Annotated in this window: 8 protein-coding genes and 1 other annotated feature; of the genes, 5 read left to right on the top strand and 3 right to left on the bottom strand. The window is 41.8% G+C overall.

Annotated elements, in window-relative coordinates:
• The 4 genes from ACH0QE_RS12650 to ACH0QE_RS12635 all read left to right on the top strand — a co-directional run.
• On the top strand, positions 1–847 hold an 847-nt coding region (locus tag ACH0QE_RS12650), incomplete at its 5' end, for a metal ABC transporter solute-binding protein, Zn/Mn family (protein ID WP_415801003.1).
• Positions 848–962: 115 nt separating this feature from the next.
• The gene (locus ACH0QE_RS12645) at positions 963–2,324 is read left to right on the top strand and encodes a cytochrome ubiquinol oxidase subunit I (RefSeq protein WP_415801004.1); all 1,362 of its coding nucleotides are present in this window, start codon (positions 963–965) and stop codon (positions 2,322–2,324) included.
• A 14-nt stretch (positions 2,325–2,338) separates the two neighbouring features.
• Positions 2,339–3,388: a cytochrome d ubiquinol oxidase subunit II gene (locus tag ACH0QE_RS12640; RefSeq protein ID WP_415801002.1), complete on the top strand. Its 1,050-nt coding sequence runs from the start codon at positions 2,339–2,341 to the stop codon at positions 3,386–3,388.
• Between the two features lie 82 nt (positions 3,389–3,470).
• The gene (locus ACH0QE_RS12635; RefSeq protein ID WP_415801001.1) at positions 3,471–3,626 is read left to right on the top strand and encodes a DUF1540 domain-containing protein; all 156 of its coding nucleotides are present in this window, start codon (positions 3,471–3,473) and stop codon (positions 3,624–3,626) included.
• A 173-nt stretch (positions 3,627–3,799) separates the two neighbouring features.
• Here the strand turns inward: ACH0QE_RS12635 and ACH0QE_RS12630 are convergent, their stop codons facing one another.
• The 3 genes from ACH0QE_RS12630 to metG form a co-directional block, all read right to left on the bottom strand.
• Positions 3,800–4,432 carry a CPBP family intramembrane glutamic endopeptidase gene (locus ACH0QE_RS12630; protein ID WP_415801000.1) on the bottom strand — a complete coding sequence of 211 codons (633 nt, stop codon included), beginning with the start codon at positions 4,430–4,432 and terminating at the stop codon, positions 3,800–3,802.
• 6 nt (positions 4,433–4,438) lie between these two features.
• A complete protein-coding gene (locus tag ACH0QE_RS12625) occupies positions 4,439–5,239 on the bottom strand; it encodes an alpha/beta fold hydrolase (RefSeq protein ID WP_415800999.1) in 801 nt (266 codons plus the stop codon).
• A 96-nt stretch (positions 5,240–5,335) separates the two neighbouring features.
• Positions 5,336–6,973: a methionine--tRNA ligase gene (metG, locus tag ACH0QE_RS12620; protein ID WP_415800998.1), complete on the bottom strand. Its 1,638-nt coding sequence runs from the start codon at positions 6,971–6,973 to the stop codon at positions 5,336–5,338.
• Positions 6,974–7,043: 70 nt separating this feature from the next.
• Positions 7,044–7,319, bottom strand: a binding site (T-box leader).
• 156 nt (positions 7,320–7,475) lie between these two features.
• Between metG and ACH0QE_RS12615 the strand changes: the two genes are divergently transcribed.
• Positions 7,476–8,003 carry an RNA polymerase sigma factor gene (locus tag ACH0QE_RS12615; protein WP_415800997.1) on the top strand — a complete coding sequence of 176 codons (528 nt, stop codon included), beginning with the start codon at positions 7,476–7,478 and terminating at the stop codon, positions 8,001–8,003.
• The last annotated feature ends 42 nt before the right edge of the window (positions 8,004–8,045 follow it).

Below are 8,045 nucleotides of genomic sequence, written 5' to 3'. Positions count from 1 at the left end.
TCAGCAAATTGGCGGTGAGTATGTAAATGTTGAAACCATCTACCCACCGGGAGCAGATGAGCATACATTCGAGCCCTCCCAAAAAGATATGATGGCACTGGCAGACGCAGACTTATTTTTCTATATCGGCCTGGGGCTTGAAGGTTTCGTTGATAAAGCGAATAAGACACTTAAGAACGAAGATGTAAAAATGGTACCGGTTGGTGAATCTTTGCATTTCGATGAGAATGGCGAACACCAAGACGAAGCACACAGCGATGGCTCAGCTGAAGAAGGTCATGATGAAGAAGGACATGCAGATGAGGATGAGCATGGTCACGGAGATTTTGACCCGCACGTTTGGCTTGATCCGATTTACGCAAACGATCTAGCTCTTGCAATCAAAGAACAGTTAGCAGAACAAATGCCTGAGCATAAAGATACTTTCGAACAAAATTATACCAAGCTCACTGCGCAATTTAAGGACCTTGATAAGGAGTTTTCTGAGGTTATCGGCTCAGCTAAGCGCAAGGAAATCCTTGTATCACACTCTGCCTTTAGTTATTGGGAGGAGCGTTACGGAATCCAGCAAATCAGCATTTCTGGCCAATCAACTACAAACGAGCCGTCTCAAAAGGAGCTTCAAAATTTGATTTCACATGCGAAAGAAGAAAAGATCAAATATGTATTGAACGAACAAAACTTTAATTCCAAGCTGGCAAAAATGATCCAGGATGAAATCGGCGCAAAATCGCTGACACTCCACAATCTTTCTGTATTGACCGACGAAGACCTTAAAAATAACGAAACCTATTTCACGTTAATGGAAAAAAATATCACCACACTTGGAAAAGCGTTAAATGAATAATGTATTTGCCTCCCATACCTAGGGAGGCTTTTTTATTGTCCTAAAAAAACAGCACATATTATCTATAAAAATGAAAACAATATTGAAAGTCATATTACGGAAAGGAAGTTAAATGATGGATGATATTTTAATTGCCCGTTCACTGTTTGGAACGACAATGGGTTTCCATATTATCAATGCAACAATTGGGGTAGGACTGCCTTTGATGATTCTGGCGGCAGAACTTCTCTACCAGAAAACAAATGACATCGATTACGCCGTCATGGCCAAAAGATGGACAAAAGCATTTGCAGTAACACTAGGTGTCGGCATTCCTACTGGTACGATAGCAGGAGTTCAGCTCTCCCTCCTATGGCCAGGATTTATGGAGGTCGTCGGCAGAGTAATGGCGCTTCCATTCCAAATAGAGATTTATGCTTTTTTTATCGAGGCTTTATTCATGTCTATCTATGTTTACGCAGCTGACAGGATCTCACCTTGGATGAGGATTGCAAGCCTAACCCTTGTGGCTCTCGGCGCTCTTGCTTCGGCAGTACTGATTACGAATGTCCATGCATTCCAGGGTACACCAAGAGGTTTCCGCGTTGAAAACGGTGAGTTGGTCGACATTGATCCCTGGGCAGCCTTCTTTAACCCAAGTTTTGCGGTAACAGCCGGACATGTCGTTGTTACTGCCTACATGACAGGCGCCTTTATTATCGCCACTGTGGCTGCCTATAAGATGTTAAGAAGTGATTTTGGCTCAAAAGTATACAGATTCCATCAAAAGGCCCTCATGGCCAGTTTGATCATCGGCGGAATCTTCTCCATCCTGACGGCAGTGAATGGCCATTCTGCCGCTCAATACCTTCATGAATACCAGCCTGAAAAACTGGCAGGTGCTGAAGGGCTTTTTGAGACACAGAAATATGCGCCACTCGCTATTGGCGGCTTCACCGACAGGGAATCGGAATCAGTCAAATGGGGGATTGAGATTCCATGGGCATTAAGCTTTCTTGCGGGCAATTCGTTTGATACCGAAGTAAAAGGACTGAACGATTTTCCCGAGGAGCATTGGCCTCCACTGTTTATTCATACACTATTTAATGCAATGGTCGGTGTGGGGATGCTGTTGATAACACTTTCCATGATTGCCTTTGTGTGGAACAAAATCTTTAAAAAAGACAAATTTCCCAAATTTCTAATGTGGCTTTTTGTAGCCACAGGGCCACTTGCAATGCTCGGAATTGAATTTGGCTGGGTTTTTGCCTGCACAGGCAGGCAGCCCTGGGTGATCTACCATGTTCTATCAACTGAAGACGCTGCGACAACCGCCTCTAACCTAGGTATTTTGTTTATCTTGTTTGCCGGAGTTTACGTTTTACTGGGTGTCATGGAAATCATCGTCCTTCGGTACTTCTTCAAGAGAAATACGGTTCTGGATGATTTAAACAGGGCACAGCAAAAAGAAATCCCTTTGTATGGTTCGAATACGTGAAAGGATGATCCGTTTTGACTGACGCGCTAACTGCCATAACCGTGCTCTGGGGATTCGTTTTTATCTATGCTGTTATGGCAACGATGGATTTCGGAGCTGGGTTCTGGTCAATGGTCTATATTAATAAAACAAAAACGAAAGCAACGAATATTGCCAACCGCTATCTGTCGCCGACATGGGAGGTTACGAATACATTTATTGTTGCGCTGGTCGTCGCTGTTTACAGCATGTTCCCTAGAGCGGCTTACACCTTGGGAACTGTATTGCTGATTCCTGGCAGTATGATTTTGCTGCTATTGTCCCTGCGAAGCGCTTTCCTTGTTTTTTCGAATATTGCTGAGGATTATCGGAAGGTGCTCACTTATATTTCTGGAATTAGCGGAATTCTGATTCCAGGCTTGCTGATCAGCGTCCTGCCAATCACACATGGCGGTTTTGTGTATTTTACTGATGGAGCACAGAACCTGAATCTGGGCCGACTGTTTACTAGCCTGAATGTATACTCTTTTATTGGTTTTGCTGTAGCCAGTACACTATTCCTGTCGTCCCTGCTGCTTGCCGATTATTCCAAAGCCTCCGATGAACTTCATGCTTATCATGTATATAGGCGTGATGCATTAATTATGGGGCCGATTTCGCTTATCATGGCTTTTGCAATCATGCTGACATTAAGAGAGGAGGCAGCATGGATTTACGATAAAATGATGGATGACCTCTCCATTCTGATTCTTTCGGTCATATTTTTTCTGATTGGGGGTCTGGCACTTATCATTCCGTCGATAAATAATAAATCACTCAGAGGAATTCCAAGGCTTGCAGTCATCATGATCACATTGCAATACCTGGCAGCAAGCTATGTTTACGGGAAGGCTCATCTGCCTTACATCGTATATCCAGAAGTAACTATCCAATCCGCTTTTACAGACCCAAACTCATTCCGGGCTGTTTTCACGACATACATTGTCGGATTTTTAATCCTTTTTCCCGGCTTTATTTATTTTTGGAGTCTGTTCATGCAGGATAAAAGGTACTTGCGGCAGAAAAAGACGAAAGAGCAAACGTGAAGCTACCTAATTTTAGCTGGAATTGTCACCCCCAGTTCGTTGCATCCTAAGGTTGTATCAACCAAAAAGGAGTGGTACAGCAATGGCAAAAGATGTATTGTGCGAAGTCAACAACTGTCATTATTGGAAGCATGGCAACTTATGCAGTGCTGATAAAATTTATGTAGTCAGCCATTCAGGGGAAGCCGCAGAAAGCCAAAAGGAAACAGACTGCAAAACGTTTGAAGCGATGAGTTAATGAATAAGACCGGGTTAGCCCCGGTCTTATATTTCTTCACTAAGGTTAGTGTCCAGCTCCAGAGTCTAGCCAGTTTTCATCCTTGAAAGAGCTTCCTCGAGTATCTTGCGAAGCGTTAGTTTGATCAGCTCGGGTTCGTTTCGGGGCTGAACAATGCGCTTACGCTTTTCTTATTACCTGATGATAAACCAATAAACACCAATGATGCCCATGTCGCTCAATACATGTCCGATTATAGCTGCTGTGATGGTTCCAGTTTTTTCTCTAATGTAGCCCCAAAACATGCCCGCAATAAAGACTGGAACAGCTGCTATCATACCGTATATACCCTCGAAAATTGGAATCACGGAAAGCAAATGGTACAGGGTATAGAAAGCAGAGGTCATCAAAATCGCATACCCAGCTCTACCTTCCATTTTCAGCTTCTCATAGATATACCCTCTCCAATAGACTTCTTCCAAAAGCGGATTAGCTACCAGCAGGATCAGGACGAGCCAAATCTCGCCGCGTCCAGAAAAACCCCACTCCAAAAGCAAAACCCTTAATTGATCGATATCTAAAAGATAAATATGCAGCCAGTTTAAGCCTCCAAAAATGAACAAGAAAAAGAGGAGCCCGCTCCCAATACCCAAAATAACAGCTTTGCTTGTCGTTTTGAACCTTTCCCAGGGAACTCCGGCGCCAAGCAAAGGGACGGCCAGAAGCCAGCTATAGAAAAGTAAAAACGCTATGATAACGCTCTCCAGCACTTGTAGCCCTATGAAAATCATAAGCGTCGGCCCAACCAACAGAAAAATTTTCTTCATATCCACCTACCCCAGTCCTGCTTCCTTCTTATTGTTATCATTGAGCGGTTTTAAAAAAGTGTCGACAATCGCATTGAAATCCTGATAAGACCTTGTCGGCAGCTGATGTGTGCCTTTCTTTATAAACACCACTTGTGTCTGGGGAGCTTTTTTTTGAAAAGGAATGCGGTAACGGTGCATTGGTTTTGCGAGAGAACCGTATACAAGTAGGATGGGCATATCCAGCTTATGAAGCTGGCTGCTGGAATCATAGTGAAGGCCTGATTTGATATACTCATAGGAACGTTGGGAATCTGAACGACACGCTAATTCAAATATCTCTTTTTCATCTTTTGGATCATATTTATGAAACTTTGCCTGCCATTTTGCAGCAAGAGACACTTGATCGAATTTGACCATTAGCATCACTAACTTAATAATAAATTTTGGGATAAGAGTATCAATTTTTGAAAAACCGCCAGATAAGATTAACGCTTCTGATCGTTCAGGGTACTTCAATGCAAACTCCTGGGCAACCAATCCCCCATATGAATAGCCGCAGAGCACTACTTTTTCAATACCTAGTTCGTCTAGCATCTCTTTCAAATCTTCTGCAATTCCCGCAATGCTTACAGGCTTGTTTCCCCTTGAACTTCGGCCATGCCCTGCCAGGTCGAAAAAGATCGTCTTATAGCGATCGGATAGTGCCTCCTGATACTTAAAAACATTGTGCCCCATCACAAAAGGATGAATGAACACAACAGGCAGCCCGTCACCTTTTATATGATAGTAAAGTGAGAGAGAGTCATCGATTTTGGCATATGGCATAAAAAGCTTCACCCCTTTACGCTGCATTTACCCGAATCATAGATACGCAAAAACCAGCGTTGAGTATTCTATAATGTTAATTCAGGACATTACCGATCAACTTCTTTCACACCTTTTCAACTCTTCCAGCTCTTGGTCGATCCTATCCGGATCAATCCGTTCAAATAATGGCTCTACTTTAGTTAATATTTGAGGCTTTACTAATAACGGTTCCCAGGTGTGGTTCGTTATTTGCAGCATCCCTTTAACCTTTTCGCTTGAAAAAGGCAGGAATGGCGACAGGATATTGGCTAGATTTCCGATGATATATACACAGTCTGCTAGAGTCTGTTTGCATGCTTCTGTATCTTCACGAACCTGCTTCCATGGTTGTTGCTCATCGAAATATTTGTTTGAGTATCTCACTAGTTCAAACACTTTTTCCAGTGCTTTTTTAAAGCTGGTGCTTTCAATATTTTGTCCTGTTTCTTCGTATAAAAGATTAACTCTATCTACTATTTCTTTGTTAATCTCATTTTCAGGAAGTACGCCACCAAATGTCTTTTGTATGAATTTCAATGTTCTGTTCACAAAATTCCCATAAGCTCCAAGCAGTTCACTATTATGACTATAAATGAACTCCTTCCATGAAAAATCGGCATCCCGGTTTTCCGGTGCATTGATGGTCAGGAAATAGCGGATTGAGTCAGGGTCGTACCTTTCTATGATATCAGGGATCCAGACTGCCCAATTTCGGCTTGTGGACAATTTTTTCTTTTCCAATGTGAGATATTCATTAGATACGATGTGGGTTGGCAGTGCTTCTATATCAAGTCCCAGAAGAATCCCGGGCCAAATGATTGAATGGAACGGGATATTATCTTTACCGTGGACATAATAGGCCTTAACGGCGGAATTCCAATACTCTGCATCATCCTGACCGGTTTCTTCAGCCCAAAGCCTGCTTGCTGTGTAATAACCCGAAACCGCCTCGATCCACACATAAATCTTCTTGTCTTCAAAACCCTTTACCGGTACACATACACCATTAGGCAAATCTCTAGAAACAGCCCGGTCCTGCAGCCCTTCAAATAAGTATCTCTTAGTTAATGATATGGCGTTCTCTCTCCAGAGCTGATTCTGTTCGGCATTCTGTGTATACTTCTCCAATTCGTTTTGGAATGAGCTTAATGCAAAGTAAAAATGCTGAGTTGCTCTCGTTGTTGGCGGATTGCCGCATATTTTGCACTTTCTCTCCAGTAAATCCAGCGGTTCCAGCACGCTTGAGCAATGGTCGCATTGATCCCCTCGAGCGTTCGACCCGCACTTTGGACAAATGCCTTCAACATACCGGTCAGGCAAAAATTGCTGGTCCTGTTCACAATACGTCTGTTCAATTTCTTTTTTATAGATGAATCCTTTATCAAGCAGCATCAGAAAGATCTCTTGAACGACTGTATGATGATGTGCTGTATCGGTTCTTGTATAAATATCATAAGAGAAACCAAGTTTCGTAAAACTATCTGTGAACTCGTGGTGGTATCTGTCTGCGATTTCTTTTGGTGACACGCCTTCTTGCTTTGCTCTTATTGCAATTGGAGTTCCATTGCAATCACTGCCAGATACATATAAAACCTTTTCTCCTTTTAAACGGTAATATCTCGCTAAAATATCCCCCGGCAACAGACTGGAAATATGTCCGAGATGCAAGGATCCATTAGCATATGCCCATGCTCCCCCGATGAAAATACTCATTTTTAATGACCTCCTTAGAATCCGTGGCTCTTTTTGAAAAAAATAAAAAACCCCGCCCTTAACTGCAATAGTTAAGGACGAGGTTTGGAATCCCACGTGTTACCACCTTATTTCACATATGGTTCACACCATCTGCCTCAGCAAGTACGGAGCATGTGATGCATGCTCTTATACTGTGACATTGATAACGAGTGCCAAATCTCGCCGTATCCTACTTATGCCAAAAGGCAAGTTCAGTACGGAGCTCAGAGACCATTTTTCAAGTGTCTGTTTTTGCTTCTTTTCAGCTGCCGAAGCTCTCTGTAAAAAACAGTGGCACTCTACTTTTTCTCTTCATTGCTTTTTAAAGATATTAATCAGTATTGTATTCAGAATTTTCCAGGAAGTCAATAAGAAATATTCAGCTATTTAATCCGATATAAAAAAAGATTCAAAATTTCCTAAAACCTTTTTGAATCTCACACGTCTAAGTATTAAGTTCATTTACAGGGAGAGAATTTATATGGCTGACTACAGAGATGAAGATATAAATGAATGGTACGATCTCTATCATCAAACAATCTTTAAGTTTATTTTCATGCTCACCAGAGACTATCAGCAAGCTGAGGATTTAACCCAGGAAACTTTTTTTAAGGCATATAAGTATTATCATAATTTCAATCGCAATTCTAGTGAAAAGACATGGTTATTCAGGATCGCGCATAACACAACGGTAGATTACTTAAGAAAACAAAAGCCGATTCGTTTTTTTAAAGAGTTGTTTCCACCTCAAGTTGATACCAAACTATTGCCTGAGAATGTAGTACAGCTTAAAGAAAGTTCTATGGAGTTATACGAAGCATTAAGTGCACTTAAACAATCGCATCGAGAAGTAATCATCCTTAGAAAAATAAAGGGTTTTTCAATTACTGAAACAGCAGAAGTATTGAATTGTTCGGAAAGCAAGGTTAAGTCCACCTTGCATCGTGGGATGCTAGCTTTAGAAAAAAAATTAATAAAGGAGTCAGGGTTAAATGAGAATACAAGGTGAATTGAACACTTTTAATCGTGCTCTTCAAAAAGTAGAATATGA

Source organism: Mesobacillus sp., from assembly GCF_047739415.1.
GTDB lineage: Bacteria > Bacillota > Bacilli > Bacillales > Cytobacillaceae > Mesobacillus.
Note: the sequence above shows the minus strand (reverse complement) of the source record. Positions and strands in the feature narration are given on the sequence as shown.